We start from the raw sequence: 23,890 nt of genomic DNA on the forward strand, positions 1-23,890 counted from the left end.
TTGTAATTAGATTTAACGTGAATGTTTTCACATTGTCACGTTAACGTGAGGAGGAATTTTAATGAGTGCAATTCGAGTAGGTATTGTCGGTTATGGAAATTTAGGGCGCGGTGTAGAATTCGCTATTTCGCAAAATCCAGATATGGAATTAGTAGCAGTTTTCACACGTCGTGATCCTTCAACAGTGAGCGTTGCAAGTAACGCAAACGTATATTTAGTAGATGATGCTGAAAAATTCCAAGATGACATTGATGTAATGATTTTATGTGGTGGTTCTGCAACTGATTTACCTGAACAAGGACCACATTTTGCGCAATGGTTTAATACAATTGACAGTTTTGATACTCATGCGAAAATTCCAGAGTTTTACGAAGCGGTAGACGCTGCAGCACAAAAATCTGGTAAAGTATCTGTAATTTCAGTAGGTTGGGATCCAGGTTTATTTTCTTTAAATCGTGTGTTAGGAGAGGCTGTATTACCAGTAGGCACAACGTACACATTCTGGGGCGACGGTTTAAGTCAAGGCCACTCAGATGCAGTACGTCGTATTGAAGGGGTTAAAAATGCTGTTCAATATACATTACCAATCAAAGATGCAGTGGAACGTGTTCGAAATGGCGAAAATCCAGAACTTACTACACGTGAAAAACATGCACGTGAATGTTGGGTAGTGCTTGAAGATGGTGCAGATTCGGCAAAAGTGGAACAAGAAATTGTGACAATGCCAAATTATTTCGATGAGTATGACACAACTGTAAACTTTATTTCTGAAGAAGAATTTAATGCTAATCATACAGGTATGCCACATGGTGGTTTCGTTATTCGCAGTGGAGAAAGTGGCGCTGACGATAAACAAATTCTAGAATTCTCCTTAAAACTTGAAAGTAATCCAAACTTCACTTCAAGTGTCCTTGTAGCGTATGCTCGTGCAGCACACCGATTAAGCCAAGCAGGCGACAAAGGGGCAAAAACAGTACTTGATATTCCATTCGGTCTGTTATCTCCAAAATCAGCTGCGCAATTACGTAAGGATTTACTATAATTAAAGCTAAAATCCCGATTATCGATCATGATAATCGGGATTATTTTTGTTTGATAGAATACTAACTATATACAGAATAAGATGTAAAGATATAATTGGTATTATTGAGGGATTGCCCATTGTGTAGTCAATCTAACTCTTTTTTCTTTTGTCCCACATAATTCATTGGAATAATGTAAAACTACATATAGTATATGGTAAACTGTCAATAATTTAACTTTCGAAAACAATGGCATAAAATTTATGTCACGACCCGTATAACCGTAATTAGGGGGAGGTAAGTGTAAGTAATGACAGCAGATATAATTATTCATTCAAAGTGTATTCCACCTAGTCCGTCTAATCATTGTATACGTAGAGCGTCACTAATGAAAAAACTAAAGAAAGGTCTTGGACATACTTGTACATTTATTCATAGTGGTGCTGGATACGGAAAGACTACAATTCTTGCACAATTTTTACATGCGGAATCTAGTAAATTTTCTTGGTATAGTGTTTCAGATGAGGACGATAATATATTACCCTTTCTAAGACATTTACTTCATAGTATAAAGCGAATAGTACCACAGTTTGGTGAACAATTTAACAAATGGCATCAGCTATCACGCTTTCCAAAAATCGAAGAACTAAATCGGTGGTATAAGCTATTTGTTAATAGTTTATGTGAGATTCAAGATTCCTTTTTGGTTGTTATTGATGATTATCATTTAGTAGACCATGAGTTTCATATTAACTATGTAATGGAAAGAATCATTGAATTTTCACCTCCAAATATCCATTTTATCTTTGCCTCTAGAACATTACCGAATTGGGATATAATTAGAAAGCTAAAAATGCAGATGAAAGCGCATTTTATTACAGAGGCGGATTTAGCATTTACAGATGAAGAAATTGCTGTTTTCTTTGAAGATTATGCTGCAATCCATCTTACGGAAGATGAAATATCAAAAGTATTAAATATTACAGAAGGATGGGCAATTAGCATTGCATTGCTAGCTGAGCAATGGAACAATGAAGCCTTAGATTACTGGTTAACGATCCATTCAAATGATCTTTTTACCTACTTATCAGAAGAAGTATTTTTAAAGATGAGTAACTACGAGCAAGATGTCCTACTCAAATTGGCCATTTTTCCAACTTTCTCTGTAGAATTAATTACTGACTTTTATAATAGAGAAACGGTAGAAACGTTAAAGCTGTTATTGCAAAAGCATCTGTTTATTCAACCAGTTGCTGAAAATGGCTCCTTTCGTTTTCATGCTTTATTTAGCCGATTTTTAGAAATGAAGTGGCAGCAATTCCCTACAAACTATGTAAATTTACATAAAAAGGCAGCTTTGTATTATGTCAATAACAACAACATTCATGCCATTTTACACCATGCATTTAAATCAAATGACGCACATTTCAGTGGTGAGCTTCTACAAAATCATGCGGAGAGTATAGTAAAAGCTGGTCAGTTTGAATGGCTGTTAGAGAAAATTCACCGTTTTTCAGCTGATGTAAAAATAAAATTTTATCGTTTGTATTTTTTTGAGGGGGAGTGCCACCGTTATCGTGCCTATTATGAAAAGGCAAAAAATGCATACGAAATGAGTGAGCAGCTTGCTAAGAGGAACAACGATGCACTCTTTATGACAAAGGCACAGGCTGGGTTAGCCCACATTTATCTTGATACAATTCAGCCTGCTTTAGCAGAACCCTATTTAAAACAAGCATTACAATTAGCGCCAAATGCGGCATTAAGCAAGGAAGAACATATAGAATTACAACGACAGTATACTGAAAATTTAGTTAATTTAGGGAAAGCGCATAAGGCAAAACAATTTATAGAAGAAGTTAATTTAAATGAAGCGGTTTTATATAGAGCAAATGTTGATGTGCGGATTATGTTAAGGACAGGGCAATTAGTGGAGGCAAAAAATCTATTGATTAAAAGATTGGAAATGCCTCCGCAATTGGTTGCCACTCATAGGGAAAGTGAGCTCTTAGCATCTTTCGTTTTTGCTTTATTAGGTCAAGGCGTAGAAGCTTGGTATACGGCACAGCACGGTATTCGGAGGGGTATGCGTGAAAAGTCCATTTTTATCGAGGCTGTTGGCTATAATCGAAAGGCTCATGCTTTGCTGTTATTAGATTATCCTAATTATGAAGTCGCATGTGTTGCTTATGAGAAAGCCATTGCACTAATGAATACCATTAATATTTCACGTGTAAAGGCTGAACCGTATATGGGACTGGCGATTGCCAAACATGCACTTGGGGATTATGTATCTGCTCGAAAATACTTAGCACTAGGTCTACAAGAAACTGAACAAGTACAAGACGCTTGGATGACAGCACTTATTTTACTTGCTGAAGTGAAGGTAATGATTTCATGTAATGAATGGCAAGAGGCAAGCCAAATATTATTAAAAGCACATAAGCTATTTCTCGATTGTGGCGATCGATATGGGGAGATGCATGTTTTTTTCTACCAATCTGTCATCGCCTTCAAAGAGAATAATACTGTCGCATTTACACATTATTTCAAACTTTTTGCTAGTCATTGTATTGATAATGGCTACGAATATTTTTTTCAAAGAAAAACGATTCTCGGTCCAACGAATTTAACGATTTTTTACGAGCTATTACAGTATAGCGAGCGCTGGAAGGAAGATAATCCAGCGATTCAAGCGTTGCGAAATTATTTCCAAATGGAAGGGAACGTTGTTTATCATACAGAAGAAATTCAAATTAATTTATTTGGTAGTTTAAATTTAATAAGAAACTATCGCAAACTAGGAGATAAAGAATGGCAGAGAGAAAAATCGAAGGAACTTTTTGTATATTTATATTGCCATCGCCAAAGGTATATGCCTAAAGAGGAAATTTCACAGGCACTATGGCCTGACCGTTCAGTAGAAACATTAGATCGTGACTTTAAAGTAGTATTAAACACGTTATTAAAAGTGCTAGAACCGAAGCGAAATGCTCGTCAAGATAGCTTTTTTATTCATCGTAAAAACAATATGTATCAACTACAGCATATTCAATTTTTGCATATCGATGTCGAACGTTTTCATTACTATTATGCATTAGGAATGGAAGAATTTGATCCACTATTATCAAATGAGTGGTTGCAAATTGCTGCCGATAGTTACAAAGATGTTTTGTATGCTGAAAAAAAGCAAATTGATTGGCTGACGCAAGATCGTGACAAGTTGCAAACTTTATATATTGAAGTACTTGAACGATTAGCTCAAAATGCAACACGACTACAGCAGTTTAAACAAGCTATTTTTTATGCAGAAAAGATTGTTCAAGAAGATGTACTTTGGGAGGAAGGATACCGTCTTTTAATGTATAGTTATTATCAATTAGGGAACAGATCACTTGCATTAAAATGGTATGAAAAATGTGTGCACAATTTACAAAAAGAACTCAATACATCACCTATGGAGCCGACAATGGCTGTATTCGATTTAATAATGAATTAGCACACAGATATGTTGAAATATTGGAGGAGCAAATATGCCATTTTGCAAAGGTACGCATGCGAATATTTATTATGAAGTGATTGGGGAAGGAATACCCATTATTATGTTACATGGATTTTCTCCAGATCATCGGCTTATGAAAGGATGTATGGAGCCGATCTTTAAAGAAAGAGATGGCTGGAGTCGTATATATATGGACCTTCCAGGCATGGGCAAGACAAAAAACTATGAAAACATAAGTAATTCAGATGATATGTTATGGTGGTTATTTAACAAGAGGTGTTATGCAAAATCAGAGGGATCGTATTTTAGGTGCTGCCTTTATTTGTCCGATGATTGTACCTGAAAAGCAAGAACGCACAGTACCTGCACATTCGATTATAGCGGCAGACCAGCAATTTCTAGCAACATTAACGAAACAAGAAGTAGACGATTTTAGTTCAAACCAAGTTGTTCTTGATGAATATAACTGGCAACGCTATTCAAATGAAGTATTAGCTGGTTGCCAAATAGCAGATGTACATTTTCTAGAAAAGATTCAACAAAGCTATGGCTTTTCTTTTCATCTAGAAAATATTATGTTTCATCAACCAAGTCTCTTTTTATTAGGCAAACAAAATGCCGTTGTAGGCTATAAAGATGCTTTTGATGTGTTAGATTTATTCCCAAGAGCGACCTTCTCGATTTTAGATCGAGCAGGTCATAACCTACAAATTGAACAATCCAATATTTTTCTTACACTTATGAGCGAGTGGCTAGATCGAGTAAACGAATCAAATCGCTCTTTTTTCTTGTAGGAGTAAAAACTTTTCACTTGAGTTCGGTCTTGTACCGAACTCTTTTTGTATTTCCTTACTTATGCAAAAGAAAATTTGTAACTGATTTGTAACTGGACTTTTATATAGTAAGTGCATAGCAACGAAAGCGCTTTCTTTACAACTCATTTTGAAAGGGGTTTTGGGATGAAAAAGGTTTGGTTATTGTTACTGTTAGCCGTTTTATCATTGATGATGGTGGCTTGTAATGGAGAAGGGGCAAAAGATATTTCAGCAGATGATCCTGCTTCAAATGATGAGGGCAAAGGCTCTGAGGGGGATGCTGGGGGGGTACAATTAAAATCGGTGTTCTTGCATCCCTGACAGGTGCCCTCGAATCCTATGGGAAGCAAACACAACGTGGATTTGATTTAGGCATCGAATATGCAACAAACGGTAGCATGGAGGTAAACGGTAAAAAAATTGAAATTGTATATGAAGATACAGAAACAAAACCTGAGGTAGCCGTACAGAAGGCTACAAAGCTTTTGGAGGATGATAAGGTAGATTTCTTAGTTGGCTCATCTAGCTCAGGTGATACGCTCGCTGTATTACCACTCGCGGAAGAATACGAAAAAATTATGGTCGTTGAACCAGCGGTAGCAGATAGTATTACAGGTTCGGAATTTAATGACTATATATTCCGCACAGGGCGTAACTCCTCACAGGATGCATACGCAGCAGCAGCTGCCATCGCAGGCAAAGGTGTGAAAATTGCGACGTTTGCGCCAGATTATTCATTCGGTTGGGATGGTGTGAAAGCATTTAAAACAGCTGCAGAGGAACTAGGTGCAGAAATCGTGTTAGAGGAGTATGCAGACCCTGCTGCTACTGACTTTACCTCTAATTTACAAAAGGTAATTGATGCAAAGCCAGATTACTTATTTGTCGTATGGGCTGGGGCAAACTCTCCTTGGAATCAAATTGCCGATCTTAAAATTCAAGAAAAAGGCATAAAAATTTCTACAGGAGCGCCTGATATTATTGCCCTGAAGTTTATGAACCCGCTAATAGGCATGGAAGGATTCTCGGTTTACTATCATACGTTACCGCAAAATGAAGTGAATAAATGGTTAGTTGATGAGCATCAAAAACGATTTAATGAAGTACCTGATTTATTTACTCCAGGTGGGATGTCTGCTGCTATTTCAATTGTAGAAGCATTGAAAAAATCACAAGGGGACGTAGATGCAAAGAAACTAATTGGCATTATGGAAGGTATGTCATTTGAAACACCAAAAGGGAAGATGACTTTTCGGGAAGAAGATCACCAAGCTTTACAGTCAATGTATTCTATTCGTTTAGAACAACAAGAGGGTATCGATTACCCAGTGCCAGTACTCATTCGTGAACTAAGCCCTGAGGAAACTGCACCACCTGTTATGAACTAGACTTTTCCAAACAATTGAGAGACAGAAGTATACGTCGTTCTGTCTCTCTTCATCTCATTTCTGTTGAGAATAGATGAAGAGTGATAGAAGCACTAGAAAGGAGATTGAAATGGAGCCTATTTTACGAACAGAAAACTTAACAATCCGTTTTGGTGGCCATACCGCAGTCGATCAAGTGAACTTTACGATGCCTGAAAAACATTTGAAGTCAATTATTGGACCAAATGGTGCAGGAAAAACAACATTCTTTAATTTAATAAGCGGTGAGTTAAAGCCCACTACTGGTGATGTGTTTTTTAAAGGGCAGTCACTTGCGCAAAAATCATCGGTGGAAAGGACACGTATGGGGCTAGGACGCTCATTTCAAATTACAAATGTTTTTCCGAATTTAACTGTTTTAGAGAACGTTCGTCTAGCAGTGCAATCAAAAGAAAAAATACGCTATCAACTGTTTCGTCATTATAAAAGTTACAAAGCTATTCTAGAAAAAGCGGATGAACTATTGTCGCTTGTTTTGCTTGAAAATAAAAGAGATGCTCTGACGACAATGCTGTCACATGGTGAAAAAAGAAAGTTAGAAATTGCCATGTTACTTGCTCTAGACACTGAAATTTTACTGCTGGATGAACCTACTGCTGGTATGTCGTTAGAAGAGGTACCAGCCATTTTAGAAGTAATCCGAACGATAAAAAATAAAGGTGATAAAACGATTTTGCTTATTGAACACAAGATGGATATGATTTTAGATTTGTCAGACTCCATTATGGTGTTATTTAATGGGCAGCTTCTCGCAGATGGAACACCTGAAGCCATTATGCAAAATGAAACTGTTCAAAATGCCTATTTAGGAGGGTTGTACGATGAACACCTTACTGAAATTAAATGACGTTCATACACATATCGGTCAATACCACATTTTGCAAGGTGTCAATTTTGAGGCGTTTGAAGGACAGGTCAGTGTCCTACTAGGGAGAAATGGTGCAGGGAAAACAACTACTTTAAAAACAATTATGGGGTTAACACCCGCTTCTAAAGGTGAAGTCAATTTTCGCATGAAGTCGATAAAAAAAAGTCCCACTTACAAAGTGGCTAAATTAGGTATTGGCTATGTACCAGAAAATCAAGGGATTTTCGCAGATTTAACGGTAGAGGAAAATATGAAAGTGGCGATGCGCAAGGAGGACAATGCAGCAATGGAGCGGCAGCAATATGTACTCGAGCTATTTCCAGATTTAAAGAAATTTTGGAAAAAGGCTGGTGGTCATCTTTCAGGTGGTCAAAAACAAATGCTGTCAATGGCAAGGGCATTTATTAATGACAGTAAATTAATTTTAATTGATGAGCCGTCAAAAGGACTTGCGCCGATTGTTGTAGAGAAAGTAATGGAGGCAATCGTGGAAATGAAAAAGCAAACGTCTATTGTCCTTGTGGAGCAAAACTTTATTATGGCGAGTCGTATTGGTGATACGTACACATTAATAGACGATGGTCGAACAGTTCATTCAGGAAACATGAAAGATCTTATCCACAATGAAGAATTAAAACGTAAGTATCTAGGAATCGGATAAAGGAGGTGTGTTTCATTGGAGCTAATCGTAAATTTAGTCATTAACGGGTTGGCTACAGGCATGTTAATCTTTTTGCTTGCAGCAGGATTGACGTTAATTTTTGGGCTGATGGATGTGTTAAATTTTGCTCACGGTGGATTGTTTGTGTGGGGTGCGTATGCTGGAATATTTACGTATATATACACAGAAAGCTTTTTCATTGGCATTATAGGAGCAATCGCCGCAGGTGCTATTTTAGGCTTGCTGACGGAGAAGTTTATTATTACACCAGTATACGGCAATCATATTCAACAAATTTTAATAACTTTAGGACTAATGCTTGTTTTACAAGAGATGATTAAAGTCGTTTTTGGACCAAATGGTGTGTCGGTGAAAACGCCTAGCTATTTAGCGGGGAGCTGGGAGATAGGTGACGTCATCATAATAAAATATCGATTATTTATCATTTTAGTTGGTTTTGTTATTTTCGGCATATTCCAATACATGCTAAAACGTACAAAAATCGGACTGATTGTACGAGCAGGAGTACAGGATAAAGAAATGGTCCAGGCGCTTGGTATTCATATTAAACAAGTATTTTTATACGTCTTTATGGTAGGTGCAGCTTTGGCAGCATTAAGTGGTATGTTAATGGCCCCCTATTCAGGTGTTATTTATGCAGAGATGGGGATGGAATATGCAATTTTAGGCTTTATCGTTGTTGTCATTGGGGGAATGGGAAGCTTTTCTGGTTCACTGCTTGCTGCTATTCTAGTAGGTCTTGCGGGTAGCTTTATGGCGTATTATGTGCCTGTGTTATCGCTTGCTGTCAATATGATTTTAATGGCAATCGTGTTAATTTTCCGACCTCAAGGCTTATTTACAATCGGAAAGGAGAGATCGACATGATGAAGAAACTGACGTGGAAACACCTAAGTTTTGTGTTGATGCTAGCTATTCTCGTTCTTCTTCCTTTCGTTAATGACTCGAGGACGCTCATTATTTTATTAACGCAAATTTTTATCTTTGGTATTTTAGCAATGAGCTACGATATATTGCTCGGCTATACGGGCATCGTGTCATTTGGGCATGCGATGTTCTTTGGAATTGGTGCTTATACAACAGCCGTTATGCTAAAACAAGTCGATACGACGCTTTCCATCTTTTTATTGTCGATTGTGATCGGAATGTTTTTAGCGGGATTTGTAAGCTTCCTAGTTGGATTGCTAACATTGCGTTTAAAAAGTCACTTTTTTGCTATGCTTACACTCGCTTTTTCTGGACTGTTTTTAGTTGTTGCTGAAAAATGGCGTTCCATTACATATGGCAATGACGGATTTACGTTTAGAGCACCAGAAATTTTTAAAGATCGAATTACATTTTATTTTTTTGTATTAGCATGTTTGGTTGTCATTTTTATTGCACTTTATCGATTTGTTCAGTCGCCAACAGGACGTATATTAATTGCAGTGCGAGAAAATGAGCAACGAACAAAATCATTAGGTTTTCACACTTTACATTATAAAGTCATCGCATCCATTGTGGCAGGGACTGTAGCAAGTTTAGCGGGGTCTCTTTATGCACTGTCTCTCCGCTTTGTGAATACAAGTGTGATGACGATGGACATAACATTGGATGCATTGTTAATGACGATTATTGGCGGAGTAGGCACATTAGTCGGACCACTGCTTGGGGCAGCGGTCATTGAGTATGCACAACATGCACTTTCGGGGTTAGCGAGGGATTATCCGATATTTGAACGATGGATAATATTCTTTGGGATTCTCTATATTTTAGCTGTATTGTTCTTTCCAAAGGGAATTATCGGATCGATTCGGCTTATTGTATGGAAATGGAAATGGAGAGGAAAACATAAAGAAAAACGTAAAACACCATCGGCACTATCGCATGAGAAGGAGCGATTTGAATGACTGTAGGCATTGTCAGTACAGGTATCTATATCCCACAAACGAAAATGACAGCAAATGAAATAGCCAAACTATCGTCAATTCCCGAGCACATTATCCGCCACAAGTTGGGCATTCAGGAAAAGCCAATTCCTGCTGAACAGGATCATACTGTGCAAATGGGTATATGGGCTGCTCAGGAAGCCATCCAAAAGGCTGGTATTGAGCCGAAAACAATTGATGTTGTGATTTATATAGGGGAGGAACATAAAGAATATCCGCTATGGACAGCATCCATCAAAATGCAAGAGGAACTTGGCGCAGTCAATGCTTGGGCATTTGACGTGCAATTACGATGTGGTACGACGATTATGGCACTTAAAATAGCAAAAAGCTTAATGGAATCGGATGACGCCATTCAGACTGTGTTGCTAGCAGGGGGCTATCGTAATGTTGATTTTATAGACTACAGCAATCCAAGAACACGCTTTATGTATAATTTGGGCGCGGGTGGTGGTGCGATTGTTTTACAAAAGAATTATGACAGAAACCACCTGTTAGAGGCAGATATTATAACGGATGGTTCTTTTTCAGAGGATGTGGTAGTCCCTGTTGGTGGAACAAAAAAGCCAATTACTGCTGAGCATTTAGCAAACAACCTATATCAATTAGACGTATTAGATCCAGTTGGCATGAAGGAAAGACTAGAACAAAAATCATTAAATAATTTTTTAAAGGTCATTCGATCATCTTTAGCGAAAAGTGGATTAGGAGAAGAAAATATTCGCTACCTAGCAATGCTTCATATGAAAAAGTCTGCACACATGTATATATTGTCAGAACTTGGCTTACAAGAGGAACAATCCATCTATTTAGAAAACTACGGTCACATTGGACAAATCGATCAAATTTTATCTTTACAGCTGGCATTAGAAGAAAAACGTATAGAAGATGGAGACATTGTAACACTTGTTAGCGCTGGTATAGGCTATGTCTGGGGAGCAATAACAATTCGTTGGGGATAGGGAGGATGCGCAATGTTACAAACAGTTCAACTATTAAATGGGGAAACAATAGCTTATCGTAAACGCGACGGGGGTAACCGTACTTTATTATTGATTCATGGCAATATGACCTCCTCTAAGCATTGGGATATGCTGTTGGAAAATTTAGATGCAAAATACACGATTTACGCCCTAGATTTACGCGGTTTTGGAGGTTCATCTTATCAACAATCAATCACTGCCATTAAAGATTTTAGTGATGATATTAAGCTATTTGTTGATGCGATTTCCTTAAAGCACTTTGATATGATTGGTTGGTCTACAGGTGGCGCAGTATGTATGCAGTTTGTCGCGAACTATCCTGGTTATTGTCAACGGCTGATTTTACTAGCTTCCGCTTCGACTAGAGGCTATCCATTTTACAGTGATTTAGGAACGGGAAATCATGCTTCATTCAAAAGGGCCGCCACGTATGAAGAAGTGCTCGTAGATACATCTAAAACTAAGACAGTACAAGGTTTCTATGATAGCAAAAATGCGCAAGGCTTAAAAACAATTTGGGATGCATTGATTTATACAGAGAACAAGCCAGAAGCAGATCACTATGATGAATATATAGAAGACATGTTGACGCAAAGAAATTTAGCTGAAGTATACCACGCATTAAATATATTTAATGTGAGTGCTATCGATAATGAAGTAGCAAAAGGAACGAATGAAGTACAACAAATTAACATTCCAATTTTAGTGTTAAGAGGAGAACGAGATTTAGTTATAACAGAGCAAATGAATGATGAAACAATGCTCGATTTACCTAAACATGCACAATTTGTTCGCTTGAAAAATTGTGGTCATTCTCCGCTAATTGATGATTTGCAGCAACTTACATTTGAAATTGAAACATTTTTACAAACTGGAGGGAAACATAATGCGCTTACACAATAAAGTAGCAATCATTACAGGTGCTGCTAATGGCATCGGATATGCCGCTGCAGAACGGTTTATTGAAGAAGGAGCTATTGTTTTTATTGCTGATTTTGATGATAATGCAGGGAATACTGCAGCCAATCAACTAGGTGAAAATGCCACGTTTGTACAGGTTGATGTCGCTAATCGAGACAGTGTGAAAAAACTTGTGGAAACGGTAATTGTGCACGCTGGTCGTATTGACATTTTAGTCAATAACGCAGGTATAACACGGGATGCAATGTTGACAAAAATGACAGAAGATCAATTTCAGCAAGTACTTGATGTAAATTTGTCGGGTGTCTTCCACTGCACGCAAGAAGTTAGTCCCCATATGATTGCTGCTGGATATGGCAAAATTATTAATACTTCCTCTGTAAGCGGAGTATATGGAAATGTAGGTCAAACAAATTATGCGGCAACAAAGGCTGCGATTGTAGGGATGACGAAAACTTGGGCAAAAGAGCTTGGGCGTAAAGGGATTAACGTAAATGCTGTCGCACCAGGCTTTACGGAGACAGATATGGTTAAAAAGATGCCTGAAACAGTGCTTGAAAAAATGCGGTCGATTGTGCCACTACAAAGATTAGGAACACCGAGAGATATCGCGAATGCTTATTTGTTTTTAGCATCTGAAGAGGCTTCCTATGTCCATGGCCATACGCTCCATGTGGATGGCGCTATTATGATGTAATAAAGGAGGCGTTAAGATGTTTGCAGAGCAAGCTTGGATTTTAAACCGTGCATCTTTAACACCGCATCGTTTAGCATTAGTAAACCTTGAAACAAAGGAACAATGGACATATCAGCAGTTAACATATGAAATTGCAAAATGGAGCAGTTTTTTTGAAAAGCAAGGATTACAGACAGGTAGTCGTGTAGCGATTTTTGCTAGAAATAACATACAGCTATTTGCCATATTATTTGCTTGTGGCTTACGGGGACTCATCTATGTCCCTTTAAATTGGCGCCTCAATACGAAGGAACTTAGCGAAATCGTTGCGGATGCTACACCTTCCATGCTTCTTTATGATCAGAATGTTCGTTGTCCTATCCAACTAAAAAATATGTATCCCATCCAACAAGTACCGCAATCAGCGTCTGTTCCTAGCAAGATAGAAATGGATGTAAATGAACCATGGCTAATGATTTATACTGGAGGCACTACTGGTAAAGCAAAGGGAGTAGTTCTATCCTTTAATTCTGTTAATTGGAATGCAATTAATACAATTATTAGTTGGGGGTTAAGTGAAGAAGACTGTACGTTAAACTATATGCCGATGTTCCATACAGGTGGGCTAAATGCGCTATCTATCCCGTTGCTGATGGCAGGAGGAACGGTTGTTATTGGAGATAAGTTCGAAGCGGAAACAGCACTTAGAGCAATTAATCACTATAAAACAACCATTTCTTTATTTGTGCCAACAATGTATCAGGCGATGATTACAACAGATTATTTTCAGAAAAGTAGTTTTCCATCTGTAAAAGTGTTCTTATCTGGCGGGGCACCGTGTCCACTCCCTATATACGATGCTTTTTTTAAAAAGGGACTATATTTTAAAGAAGGCTATGGACTAACAGAGGCTGGACCAAATAATTTTTATATCTCACGTGAAGAAGCCTATGCGAAAAAAGGGGCAGTAGGTAAAAGCATGCAATTTATTGAGGCAAAAATTATTAATAAAGATGGGAAGAATTGCACTGCACATGAAGTAGGTGAGCTCTTTGTCAGAGGTAGGCATATGTTTAGATTTTATTGGAATAATCAGCAGGAAACGGACAATACGATTTGTGATGGCTGGTTAAAAACAGGTGATTTAGCCACAATGGATGAGGATGGTTATTTTTATATTGTCGGTCGTCGGAAAGAAATGATTATTAGTGGCGGTGAAAATATTTACCCACAAGAGGTGGAGCAATGTTTATTACGTCACCCGCTTGTAAAAGAAGCAGCTGTCATCGGTGTGCCAGACAATTATTGGGGTGAAATTGTAACGGCATTTGTTGTTTGCCAACAGCAATCTGATACGCTAATAGCTGAAGTGAAGGCTCTTTGTCGAAATGAGTTAGGACACTATAAAATTCCGAAAAAAATTATTATTATCGATGAGTTACCAAAAACAATCGTCGGGAAAATCGACAAAAAGGCACTTAACATGCAATTGAAAAGCTCTTAAAGATGGATGAAATATGAGGTATCGCCGATAGGATGTGTAAAATCGCCGATAAAACCACCGAAATCGTTCACAATGCTTCCCATAATACCTACATACCAGTAAAATAGAGTAGGTTAGGGGGATTCTATATTGAAAGATCAACGCTTTAAAATTGCACATCGTGAGGCGCTCATCGGCATAGGACTTGTACTTGTCAACTTTGCTATTTGGTACGGCTTTGCATATGGCCTAGGCTCGGGGGACCCAACAAAATATACATATGTTTGGGGTTTCCCAGCATGGTTTTTCTATAGTTGTATCGCTGGAACAGCTTTTATGATTGTGTTAATCTGGCTCGTCTTAAAATTCTTTTTCAAAGAAGTACCTTTTGAAGACGGGGAGGTGGATAAATAGTGCACTGGCAAGTTATTTTTCCACTCTTCATCTTTTTAATTATTATTTTTGGTATTGGTATATGGGCCAATAAACATGTCCGTTCATCGAACTCGTTTTTACAGGAATATTTTCTTGGTGGTCGTGAAATGGGTGGCTTTATCCTAGCAATGACTATGATTGCCACGTACGGAAGCGCAAGCAGCTTTATTGGTGGACCAGGGGTCGCTTATAATAAAGGACTTGGATGGGTACTCCTAGCGATGGCACAACTACCAGCTGGTTATTTTGTATTAATGATATTAGGAAAGAAATTTGCAATTATTGCTCGCCGTTATCAGGCAATAACATTAATTGATTTTTTACGGGAACGCTATAAAAGCCATGTCATTGTAATTTTATCTGCAATTAGTATTATTGTCTTTTTATTTTCTGCAATGATGGCACAGTGGGTTGGTGGAGCACGCTTAATTGAATCTTTAACGGGTTTAAATTATACAGCGGCACTCTTTATTTTTGCTGCATCGGTATTAATTTATGTCATTATTGGGGGCTTCCGTGCGGTCGCTTTAACGGATACAGTACAAGGTTCGATAATGGTAATTGGTACGGTTATTTTACTAATTGGGACAATCATTGCAGGCGGGGGAATAGATCAAATTATGACATCCCTTGTGGCAGAAAATCCAAAGTTAGTGTCTCCATTTGGTGCAGAAGGTGAACTAACGCCGTTATATGTTTCTACATTTTGGATTTTAATAGGAATTGGCGTAGTGGGTCTACCTCAAATTGCAGTACGTGCTATGAGCTATAAAGATTCAAAAAGTATGCATTTAGCGATTATTATTGGTACGATCGCCATCGGGACAATTATGTTTGGCATGCATCTAATTGGTGTGCTAGCGCGTCCAGTTATGCCAGGTATTGAGATTGGCGATAAAGTGATGCCATTATTAACGTTAAAAGTTTTACCGCCATATTTAGCGGGTATTGTTTTAGCAGCACCGATGGCAGCCACGATGTCTACGGTTAATGCACTACTGATGTTAGTTAGTTCAACCGTTGTGAAAGATATTTATTTAAACTATGTGAAGCCAACTGCCAACGACGGGGAGATTAAGCGGGCAAGCTTTATTGTCACTACCGTAATTGGTTTAGCGGTCGTTGTATTTGCGTTAAATCCACCAGATTTACTTGTTTGGCTTAATTTATTTGCATTTGGTGGCCTAGAAGCTGTCTTTATTTGGTCAGTCGTCCTAGGATTATATTGGAAAAAGGCCAACAAATATGGCGCAATTGCTTCCATGATTACGGGCATGACGTTATACATTGTGATTGATCGCTTTTATCCGTCAATCTTTGGTATGCATACAGTGACAATCCCGATAGTAGCTTCATTTATTATCTTTGTTGTTGTAAGCTTACTAACAGCTAACAAATTTAAAGACGAAAAAATATTTATCTAAATACCAAAAACCCACGAGAGATACCTCTCTCGTGGGTTTTTTTATATGAATAACGCTAAAAAAGAAAACCGTTAGCAAGTGGTTGCTAACGGCGTTTATCTTAATAAAATACTTTTTCAAGATTATATTTTGCGCGGAAAGTGTTAATAGCATATGTTTCGTAAATTTCACGTTCCATTGGATCATCAATTTCATACACTTCAATTTTGAAAATTTCATCACGATATTTTTTCATTGGTGATACGTTATCTTCAAAATGCTTTTTAATGCGTTGACGAATTTTGCGCGCTTTTCCTACAAATAATAGCTCATTTTTTTCGTTGTAGAATAAGAATATGCCACCTTTTTCGCGAGTGATTTTATGGAAATCAATAAAACCATGGAATGGTGTGATTTCTACATCACCTGGTTTTAATACTTGCTCACGTTGACGAATTACTAAGTCTGGTTTTGGGAGTTCAATTTTAATCAAAATATTTCACGTTCCTCTCTGTTACTAAAGGTATATGTTAACATAATACCTCCATGATTACCATTACGTTTTCTTCTACAAAAATCAATTTACAATGCATGAATGTTTATCGGGTTACAATTGTCATTGGTTTGTCATTTACGAAGGCTAATTGATGTAAAAAATGATATTTAACCAGTAGATACGTAACTCACAAAAGAAATAGATACTTTAATGATAGTGTTCATCAAAAAATAAACTTCCATTCATTTAAATACTAAATATTCTATGTATTATTGAAATTCTTAATTGTTCATGATACAATTCTTTTTAATTAAATAATCTTATCAAGAGAAGCTGAGGGATTTGGCCCTATGACGCTTCAGCAACCTCTAACAATGTTAGAAAGGTGCTAATTCCACCAAAGGATGTTTCCTTTGAGAGATAAGAGTGAACGTGATAATTATCCTTCTCATTCTTGCTCTAATGGAATGAGGGGGATTTTTTAATTTTTAAATAGATAGAGAGAAAAAAATTAAAGAAAAGGGGAATACAGCATGCCTATTAATATTCCGAAAAACTTACCAGCTGGAGAACATTTACGTGGGGAAAAAATATTCGTTATGGAAGAAGACCGCGCTAAAACGCAACAAATTCGTCCTTTAAATATTTTAATTTTTAATTTAATGCCAGAAAAAGAAAAAACAGAGCTACAATTACTGCGATTGCTCGGTAATACACCATTACAAGTGAATATTACATTTTTAAATACAGCAACACATGAGTCTAAAAACGTGAGTAAATCACATTTACAGCTATTTTACTCGACGTTTAAAGAAATTCGCCATCGCCGCTTTGACGGTATGATTATTACGGGTGCGCCTGTTGAAAAAATGGCATTTGAAGAAGTGAATTATTGGGAAGAAATTTCAGAAATAATGGATTGGTCTGTGAAAAATGTTACGTCCGTAATGCATATATGTTGGGGTGCACAAGCTGCACTATATCACCATTACGGTATCGGTAAATTTGAGCTACCAGAAAAATGTTCTGGCGTCTATTCACATGTCATTACCGATTTAACGGTCGATTTAGTGCGCGGCTTTAGTGACTTATTTACAGCACCACATTCACGCTATACATCGGTTTCCATTGATGAAGTACGTAAGCACCCAGATTTACGCTTACTGTCCTATTCAGAAGATGCTGGCGTCTTTATCGTGCAGTCAAAGGATAATAAGAACATAATGATTACAGGTCACTTAGAATACGACGCGACAACATTAGCTGATGAATATTACCGTGATGTTGAAAAAGGAATTGATATTGCGATTCCTGTTAACTATTTCCCGAATAATAATCCTTCTAATGAGCCGATTAATACATGGCGAGCACATACGCATTTACTATTTTCAAATTGGCTTAACTATTATGTTTATCAGGAAACACCGTACGAATGGGATTTTGTTGATGAGATTGAATACCATATTTAATATGGGACTATTGCCATTGCGTTTTACAGCGATAAGAACCCCCATTTCTCAAATAAACAGTGAGAAATGGGGGTTTGTTTAAACTTTTTACGATTCAGTAGTATTTGGTTTATTTTTAGAATCTTGTTGCGTGTTAGTATCTTGCTGTTCTTTAGATTTTTGTTTAGTTTTGTCGCTTTGGGTATCGATAGAATCCTTTAAAATACTAGCACTTTGCTGATTGTTGGAATTTTGTTGAGCGTTTGTATCCTGTTGCGTGTTATCACGTTGTTGATTATCCTCATTCTTTTTTATTTTACGCAATTTTGCAACTACTAGTAAAAGCAATGGAAGTAAAACAGTTATTAGCCCTGAAAATAGAGGCCATATCTTCTGATTATAATTATTCGAATGGACAATATTTGGATGAGCAAGTTGTGCCATTGCAACCATGCACATCCCTAATGGTAAAATAAAGGGGCGAGGATCTTTCACTTTAAGTATTTGTCCTAAGCCAATAACCGTGGCGTAAAAATAAATAAAGGTACGAATATAAATTGAAATAATCCACATAACTGCCATAATTATTTCTACGCGCTGAAAAAAATTGCCTATTGAAATTCTTTGAGCTAAAGCATAGCTTGGAAATGTTTTAGCAGCAGTATTCGTTGAACCAAGAACTAGTGTTGATAGGGAAATAATAATGATTAATACGATTCCGCCAATTATCGTCCCTAAATAAAACCCTTTTTGAGCTGCTTTTTGTACATTGACTCCTGTAGGGAAGAACATAAGCAACACAACGAACGGAAATGAAAAAATACTCATAAATGATAGTGTACTGATTAGTAATGGCTTTGTTTTTGTTTCTAAAATAGGTTGTATATTTTGGATATTTATTTGAGGTGAAATACAAATAATAAAGACAATAAATATTACTGAAAAAATTGCAAATAGTATTTCTGCTGAGCGGGCAAAAGTCTCGATGCCTAAATACGAAGCAAAAACGATAATAATGGTGAATAAAACAATAAAGGATATAGTAGGCGTTTCAGGCATCACTTCTGTTTGCATAAAATTACCAATGAAATATAACAATTCACCAGCTGACAGAAAGGTTAAAGATAAAAAACCTAGTGATGCCAAAGGACCGAGAAACTTGCCTAATATTTTGCCATTTGCCTCGACGAACGAATTGCTAGGAGTTTGATTTGCTAAAGTTATATAGAGCTTTACTAATAATAAGCTTAACAGTACACCAATTGTCGCACCAATCCACGCATCCTGATGAAGCGCCTTTGTAATGCTTGCTGGCACAATTAATATGGCTGTACCAATTGAATAAAGAAGGGTAATGACTGTAAATTGTTGCGAGCTAATTATTTGTTTTTCCATCGTACACTACCCTTTCTTTTCATTTATTATTATATAAGCGAAAGCAAAAACTCCCTAAGTGGTGTGAAAATATAGGTTATAAAATCTAATGGGCTCGGAATATTCTTTTTTATGCCAATGGCGATGTTTATTATTGCTCCTATACTTAAGATAATTGAAAAAACGAGTATCGTTTTTTTTTCGCCTTTTTTATTCAAAGGAGGAATAACAATATAGGCAATAGCCACTGACGCAAGCAAGATAATAAATGTTGAAAACATCGACGATTACTCCTTTGATTTGTACAATAATGAATTTTGGATTGTTCCTAATCCTTGAGTATTGACAGTTACATCAATGTCGACTGTAATCTCTGGATAAATGGTAGACCATTCTTTTTGCATTTCTTTCCACTTTTTCGGATTTTCGCGACGGAGTGCTTCGCCAAAGCCTAAAATATCAAGCTTATAACTTTTTTGAATAATATTTAGTGTTTTTTCTGTTTGTTCTTTTATTTGATCTTCTGTCAACTTATCTATATATTCAATGGTTTTATTTTGGGTTAAATTAATGGCACAATTCACTTCACCTATATTTTGCGTGACATTTATTTTGATGGAAATTTTAGGAGTACCCTTTTCGAAAATCCCTTTAATTTTTGCTTTCGATTGTGTAATCTCTGTCGTTAAGTCTCCCTTGTCAGGGCATGCAAGTACAACTACCGTACTTTCAATTTTATTGTTAAGGAAATTGAAGTAAATGCTTTCTTCTTCTGATAGGAGTCCTAACAATTTATCTTCTTTAAAAACAGCTATGCCAGAATATTTTAAAATGACAGGTGTTTTAATTCTTTCTACATTCGTTTGATCTATTCCTAATTTTGGATCTCCCTCTATTTCAACAGCGGATAAAACAGCACTTTTTTCTTTACTACTAAGCGTATTAAGTAATTCGTCTGTATTAACTGTTAATGTTGACCCCCAAGATTTTTCAGAAACCTTAATTGAATTTAATAGTTTATTGGCTGGCATCTTTTCAATCGGGGTTAAAACGTTGAGTACTTCTTTGGCTGTTGTTTGATAAGACATAACGACATCAAAATCGTTTCGAAATTCATGATCTCTAGCAATAAAATCTAAAGGCTCATTTAAACCTTCTTCAGCTAATTTTTGTCCAATAACGACAATTTGTAGATGAGAAAAATATGGTTTCCTTGGTGTTAAGGTCGTCATTCTTCTAATTGCTTCAAATACACTTTTTCCTTTAGCATGATAGGTTACTACAGGTGATCTTCCACTAGATGGTTGTTTAGAAGATATTTCACTCGGATCAACGACTTGAATAGAAATTTCATATTCATCGTCTATTTTATCTATGCCAAGAGCAACGACAATTGCTAACTCATTTAACTCCCGTTTACTCCAGCAGCCACTTAATAATAAAGTGAGGATTAGCAATAACAAAATCATCTTTATTTTTGACATGGTGTATTCCTCGTTTACACATTAATGTTTATGTTTATGTTCTTTTTTTAACCTCTTGATATTGTTGTTCTCTAACATCATTTTTTTGACTGAGGAGCCTTGGTCTCGTAAGTAAATTTCTACGTGGGAACAGGACCATCGCATCTTTTTGATCTTTGATAATCATTGGCCCAAATGGACTCATATAAGGAATACCAAAAGAGCGTAAACTACATAAGTGTAGAATAATCATCATAACCCCAAACATAACGCCAAATAAACCAAACATCGCAGCTAAAATCATTAATGGGAAGCGTAAGACACGAATCGTGTTTGATAAGCCATAAGAAGGAAACAGAAAGCTACAAATAGCCGTTAATGCAACGATAATGACCATCACAGCGGAAACGATACCTGCTTCTACAGCCGCTTGACCAATTACTAAGGTCCCTACAATGGAGACGGCTGGACCAATTGTCCTTGGCATTCGTAGACCTGCTTCACGCAATATTTCAAAAGCAATTTCCATAATTAATGCTTCAACTACAGCGGGGAAGGGAACGCCTTCTCTTTGTGAAGCAATGCTTATAAGCATGCCTGTAGGTAGCATTTCTTGATGAAAGGTTGTAATGGCTACATAAAGGGAAGGCATAACTAATGCAAGAGTAATACCGAAAAAACGTAAAAGTCGGATGAGCGAGCTTATAATCCAATTTTGATAATAATCTTCTGCTGCTTGTAAAAAGGACGTAAATACTACAGGGACGGTAAGTACAAGGGGCGTGCCATCCACAAGTATGGCAACTTTACCCTCTAACAACTCTGCTGCAATCACATCTGGGCGCTCCGTATTGTAAACCATCGGGAACAACGAGAATTTAGAGTCCTGAATAAAATCCTCCAAATAACCAGTTTCTAATACGCCATCAATGACAATATTATCTAAACGGTCTAACACCTCTTGGACAACCTTATCGTTGGCTATCCCGTTTATATACATAATGGCTACGTCTGTTTGTGTTACATCACCAATAATTCGGGATTTTATCCAAAGGTCAGGGCTTTTAATTTTACGACGGATAAGAGCCGTATTCGTACGCAATGTTTCAGTAAATGATTCTCGTGGACCTCTAATCACGGATTCTGTTTGTGGCTCTGTGATGGCCCTATCTTTTGCACTTTTAGTGTCTGTCGTAATTGCAACCGACTGTCCCTCTAACATAATGACTGTTTCGCCATTTAGTATGGAGGAATAAAATGCGGTAAAATCCAAAACAACCTTGACATCACCAACTGCCAAGCATTGTTTTTTTATATAGTCGATGTTGTTGTCTATTTTGTTTTCAGGATCAGTGTCGATTTCAAGCATTAAATTTTCTAATATAAAATCTGTAATCACCGTTTTATCAGATAGACCATCAATGTGAATGAGCGCAATTGATTGATTATCTAATTTTTCAAGTATCACTTCGCGAATAATTACATCGTTACTATTTCCGAGCGCTTCTTTAATCGTATAAATGTTTTCTGAAAGAGAAGTGTGCAGTAAATTCGTTGTGGGGTTTTGCTGTTGGGAGGTATTGTTGTTTTCTGAAACGGGCATTATGATTCCTCCTCATAGATTGACTAGTTAGAGGATGGTCAATTTTACGAAGAGCTAAACCAATTCGTACAAACTAAAGATTGTTTACTACACAAAATGAAAAACAGTAATTCCTTTCAGTTAAATGAAAGGAATCACTGTTCTATTTTAAATAGTCATATTTTAATTCGTAAAGCTGTTTGTCAACGTCAATGTGTAAGTTATAATCGTTAAAAAACCATAAATCTTTCTCATCGATATAGTAGATTACACCATCAATTACTGTTTGAACACCTATTTCAAGAGGTTCTTCGCGAGTCATTCCAAGAGAAAATCCTTCATGAAATGGGCTTGAACCACCATATCTTGCATAAAAGCGAATGGTATCGCCTGTTACGACTTCCATTTCATTTTTAAACCATTGAAGAGCTTCATCTGTCAGTGCGATATTCATGTGCGAACTCCTTTCAAGTTAAAGCCATTTTACTTTTGGTTCAGTACCATTTTTAATGCGCGTAATATTAGCTCGGTGACGATAAACAATAAAGATAAATAAAAATGCTACTAATATCACCAATGCAAAATCGCCTGTCACAAAATAATAAATAATCGAATAAATTAAAGCTACAAGTGCTGCAATCATCGATGTTAGGCTAACAATTTTCGTAAGCTTTAACGTTACGATAAATGCAATGAATAGTAAAATGAATAGTGGCCAAGAATAGCCTAGTAGGACGCCAGCTGATGTGGCAACAGCTTTTCCGCCACGGAAACTTGCAAAAATAGGGAACATATGACCAATAACTGCAACAAGACCTAAAATCAATCCATGGATTGTGACATCAGAGAAGATTGGTAGTGTCACTAATAACACAGCAGCAGTTCCCTTTAAAATATCCATGATTGTTACAACTAAACCTGCTTTTTTTCCTAATATACGGAAAGTATTGGTAGCTCCCAAATTGCCACTACCATGCTCGCGAATATCTGTTTTGTAAAATATTTTGCCAATCCATAACCCTGAAGGTATAGAGCCGATGAGATAGGCACATAAAATAATAAGTCCGTTTAACATAGATGGACTCCTTTCATCCAAATAATAACACTTGGTACTAATAGTTTGTAACAAGTATTTTACACTTTTTCTTTTTAATCTACAATGATATGAAGGAGATTTCATCATGAGCCTTGAATTCAATACAAAAGGAAACTAATTACCATGATTTCAAAAGTCACAAGCTTATAATAGCTTATGTTAGGTTGTTCGACACTATTATCGTTACAATACCTAAGCTCTTTCTTAAAATATAGGTAAAATGGCAATTTTGTCAATCACACATTCCTTTGGTAGAATAGAAGTCTATCTTTAATTTCTATGTGAA

The 23,890-nt window shown here is 36.8% G+C and carries 21 protein-coding genes, 1 pseudogene and 1 riboswitch; of the genes and pseudogenes, 15 read left to right on the top strand and 7 right to left on the bottom strand.

Annotated features, from left to right (window positions below):
- Window positions 1-61: 61 nt before the first annotated feature.
- The 14 genes and pseudogenes from FH508_RS11265 (at window position 62) to panF (ending at window position 16,166) form a co-directional block, all read left to right on the top strand.
- A complete protein-coding gene (locus FH508_RS11265; RefSeq protein WP_172771416.1) occupies window positions 62-1,042 on the top strand; it encodes a diaminopimelate dehydrogenase in 981 nt (326 codons plus the stop codon).
- Between the two features lie 368 nt (window positions 1,043-1,410).
- Window positions 1,411-4,521: an AfsR/SARP family transcriptional regulator gene (locus FH508_RS11270; RefSeq protein WP_228134491.1), complete on the top strand. Its 3,111-nt coding sequence runs from the start codon at window positions 1,411-1,413 to the stop codon at window positions 4,519-4,521.
- A 284-nt stretch (window positions 4,522-4,805) separates the two neighbouring features.
- Window positions 4,806-5,318 (top strand): alpha/beta fold hydrolase, encoded by a 513-nt coding sequence (locus FH508_RS11275; protein ID WP_370635728.1) that lies wholly within the window; start codon window positions 4,806-4,808, stop codon window positions 5,316-5,318.
- A 165-nt stretch (window positions 5,319-5,483) separates the two neighbouring features.
- Window positions 5,484-6,727, top strand: a pseudogene (locus FH508_RS11285) (substrate-binding domain-containing protein).
- 109 nt (window positions 6,728-6,836) lie between these two features.
- Window positions 6,837-7,613 (top strand): ABC transporter ATP-binding protein, encoded by a 777-nt coding sequence (locus FH508_RS11290; RefSeq protein ID WP_172771419.1) that lies wholly within the window; start codon window positions 6,837-6,839, stop codon window positions 7,611-7,613.
- Window positions 7,588-8,295: an ABC transporter ATP-binding protein gene (locus tag FH508_RS11295; RefSeq protein WP_172771420.1), complete on the top strand. Its 708-nt coding sequence runs from the start codon at window positions 7,588-7,590 to the stop codon at window positions 8,293-8,295. Before FH508_RS11290 ends, FH508_RS11295 begins: the two co-directional genes overlap by 26 nt.
- Before the next feature lie 15 nt (window positions 8,296-8,310).
- Window positions 8,311-9,183: a branched-chain amino acid ABC transporter permease gene (locus FH508_RS11300; RefSeq protein WP_172771421.1), complete on the top strand. Its 873-nt coding sequence runs from the start codon at window positions 8,311-8,313 to the stop codon at window positions 9,181-9,183.
- A complete protein-coding gene (locus FH508_RS11305) occupies window positions 9,183-10,205 on the top strand; it encodes a branched-chain amino acid ABC transporter permease (protein WP_370635735.1) in 1,023 nt (340 codons plus the stop codon). Before FH508_RS11300 ends, FH508_RS11305 begins: the two co-directional genes overlap by 1 nt.
- Window positions 10,202-11,206, top strand: a complete 1,005-nt coding sequence (locus FH508_RS11310; RefSeq protein WP_172771423.1) for a 3-oxoacyl-ACP synthase — start codon at window positions 10,202-10,204, stop codon at window positions 11,204-11,206. The genes FH508_RS11305 and FH508_RS11310 overlap by 4 nt, the downstream gene beginning before the upstream one ends.
- Before the next feature lie 12 nt (window positions 11,207-11,218).
- On the top strand, window positions 11,219-12,130 hold the full coding sequence (locus tag FH508_RS11315) for an intracellular short-chain-length polyhydroxyalkanoate depolymerase (RefSeq protein ID WP_172771424.1): 912 nt from the start codon (window positions 11,219-11,221) through the stop codon (window positions 12,128-12,130).
- The gene (gene fabG, locus FH508_RS11320) at window positions 12,114-12,845 is read left to right on the top strand and encodes a 3-oxoacyl-ACP reductase FabG (protein ID WP_172771425.1); all 732 of its coding nucleotides are present in this window, start codon (window positions 12,114-12,116) and stop codon (window positions 12,843-12,845) included. The genes FH508_RS11315 and fabG overlap by 17 nt, the downstream gene beginning before the upstream one ends.
- Window positions 12,846-12,861: 16 nt before the next feature.
- Window positions 12,862-14,328, top strand: coding sequence for a class I adenylate-forming enzyme family protein (locus tag FH508_RS11325; protein ID WP_172771426.1), 1,467 nt, complete (start codon window positions 12,862-12,864; stop codon window positions 14,326-14,328).
- A gap of 129 nt (window positions 14,329-14,457) precedes the next feature.
- Window positions 14,458-14,721, top strand: a complete 264-nt coding sequence (locus FH508_RS11330) for a YhdT family protein (protein WP_172771427.1) — start codon at window positions 14,458-14,460, stop codon at window positions 14,719-14,721.
- Window positions 14,721-16,166, top strand: a complete 1,446-nt coding sequence (gene panF, locus FH508_RS11335) for a sodium/pantothenate symporter (protein ID WP_172771428.1) — start codon at window positions 14,721-14,723, stop codon at window positions 16,164-16,166. The genes FH508_RS11330 and panF overlap by 1 nt, the downstream gene beginning before the upstream one ends.
- Before the next feature lie 100 nt (window positions 16,167-16,266).
- Here the strand turns inward: panF and FH508_RS11340 are convergent, their stop codons facing one another.
- Window positions 16,267-16,638 (bottom strand): nucleotide excision repair endonuclease, encoded by a 372-nt coding sequence (locus tag FH508_RS11340; protein ID WP_172771429.1) that lies wholly within the window; start codon window positions 16,636-16,638, stop codon window positions 16,267-16,269.
- A 320-nt stretch (window positions 16,639-16,958) separates the two neighbouring features.
- Window positions 16,959-17,068: riboswitch (SAM riboswitch) on the top strand.
- A gap of 106 nt (window positions 17,069-17,174) precedes the next feature.
- Here FH508_RS11340 and metA point away from each other — a divergent pair.
- On the top strand, window positions 17,175-18,110 hold the full coding sequence (gene metA / locus FH508_RS11345; RefSeq protein WP_172771430.1) for a homoserine O-acetyltransferase MetA: 936 nt from the start codon (window positions 17,175-17,177) through the stop codon (window positions 18,108-18,110).
- Between the two features lie 87 nt (window positions 18,111-18,197).
- On the opposite strand, the gene FH508_RS11350 is transcribed toward metA, so the two are convergent.
- From FH508_RS11350 to plsY, 6 genes are all read right to left on the bottom strand, one after another.
- Window positions 18,198-19,484, bottom strand: coding sequence for a GerAB/ArcD/ProY family transporter (locus FH508_RS11350; protein ID WP_172771431.1), 1,287 nt, complete (start codon window positions 19,482-19,484; stop codon window positions 18,198-18,200).
- 29 nt (window positions 19,485-19,513) lie between these two features.
- Complete coding sequence (locus FH508_RS11355; RefSeq protein ID WP_172771432.1) at window positions 19,514-19,744, bottom strand: hypothetical protein; 231 nt, start codon at window positions 19,742-19,744, stop codon at window positions 19,514-19,516.
- Between the two features lie 6 nt (window positions 19,745-19,750).
- A complete protein-coding gene (locus FH508_RS11360; RefSeq protein ID WP_172771433.1) occupies window positions 19,751-20,947 on the bottom strand; it encodes a Ger(x)C family spore germination protein in 1,197 nt (398 codons plus the stop codon).
- A 34-nt stretch (window positions 20,948-20,981) separates the two neighbouring features.
- On the bottom strand, window positions 20,982-22,529 hold the full coding sequence (locus FH508_RS11365; protein ID WP_172771434.1) for a spore germination protein: 1,548 nt from the start codon (window positions 22,527-22,529) through the stop codon (window positions 20,982-20,984).
- 142 nt (window positions 22,530-22,671) lie between these two features.
- Window positions 22,672-22,962 (bottom strand): HesB/YadR/YfhF family protein, encoded by a 291-nt coding sequence (locus FH508_RS11370; RefSeq protein WP_172771435.1) that lies wholly within the window; start codon window positions 22,960-22,962, stop codon window positions 22,672-22,674.
- An 18-nt stretch (window positions 22,963-22,980) separates the two neighbouring features.
- Window positions 22,981-23,583 carry a glycerol-3-phosphate 1-O-acyltransferase PlsY gene (gene plsY / locus FH508_RS11375; RefSeq protein ID WP_172771436.1) on the bottom strand — a complete coding sequence of 201 codons (603 nt, stop codon included), beginning with the start codon at window positions 23,581-23,583 and terminating at the stop codon, window positions 22,981-22,983.
- Window positions 23,584-23,890 lie beyond the last annotated feature (307 nt).

This window comes from Lysinibacillus sp. CD3-6 (assembly GCF_006351725.2).
Classification (GTDB): domain Bacteria; phylum Bacillota; class Bacilli; order Bacillales_A; family Planococcaceae; genus Lysinibacillus.

Bases quoted from the DNA above. Each gene is read 5' to 3' on its own strand.
- metA (WP_172771430.1), top strand. From the start codon at position 17,175: ATGCCTATTAATATTCCGAAAAACTTACCAGCTGGAGAACATTTACGT.
- FH508_RS11290 (WP_172771419.1), top strand. From the start codon at position 6,837: ATGGAGCCTATTTTACGAACAGAAAACTTAACAATCCGTTTTGGTGGC.
- FH508_RS11275 (WP_370635728.1), top strand. From the start codon at position 4,806: ATGCAAAATCAGAGGGATCGTATTTTAGGTGCTGCCTTTATTTGTCCG.
- FH508_RS11270 (WP_228134491.1), top strand. From the start codon at position 1,411: ATGAAAAAACTAAAGAAAGGTCTTGGACATACTTGTACATTTATTCAT.
- FH508_RS11365 (WP_172771434.1), bottom strand. From the start codon at position 22,529: ATGCCCGTTTCAGAAAACAACAATACCTCCCAACAGCAAAACCCCACA.
- FH508_RS11305 (WP_370635735.1), top strand. From the start codon at position 9,183: ATGAAGAAACTGACGTGGAAACACCTAAGTTTTGTGTTGATGCTAGCT.
- plsY (WP_172771436.1), bottom strand. From the start codon at position 23,583: ATGTTAAACGGACTTATTATTTTATGTGCCTATCTCATCGGCTCTATA.
- FH508_RS11310 (WP_172771423.1), top strand. From the start codon at position 10,202: ATGACTGTAGGCATTGTCAGTACAGGTATCTATATCCCACAAACGAAA.
- FH508_RS11370 (WP_172771435.1), bottom strand. From the start codon at position 22,962: ATGAATATCGCACTGACAGATGAAGCTCTTCAATGGTTTAAAAATGAA.
- fabG (WP_172771425.1), top strand. From the start codon at position 12,114: ATGCGCTTACACAATAAAGTAGCAATCATTACAGGTGCTGCTAATGGC.
- FH508_RS11315 (WP_172771424.1), top strand. From the start codon at position 11,219: ATGTTACAAACAGTTCAACTATTAAATGGGGAAACAATAGCTTATCGT.
- FH508_RS11360 (WP_172771433.1), bottom strand. From the start codon at position 20,947: ATGTCAAAAATAAAGATGATTTTGTTATTGCTAATCCTCACTTTATTA.
- FH508_RS11355 (WP_172771432.1), bottom strand. From the start codon at position 19,744: ATGTTTTCAACATTTATTATCTTGCTTGCGTCAGTGGCTATTGCCTAT.
- FH508_RS11295 (WP_172771420.1), top strand. From the start codon at position 7,588: ATGAACACCTTACTGAAATTAAATGACGTTCATACACATATCGGTCAA.
- FH508_RS11325 (WP_172771426.1), top strand. From the start codon at position 12,862: ATGTTTGCAGAGCAAGCTTGGATTTTAAACCGTGCATCTTTAACACCG.
- FH508_RS11265 (WP_172771416.1), top strand. From the start codon at position 62: ATGAGTGCAATTCGAGTAGGTATTGTCGGTTATGGAAATTTAGGGCGC.
- FH508_RS11350 (WP_172771431.1), bottom strand. From the start codon at position 19,484: ATGGAAAAACAAATAATTAGCTCGCAACAATTTACAGTCATTACCCTT.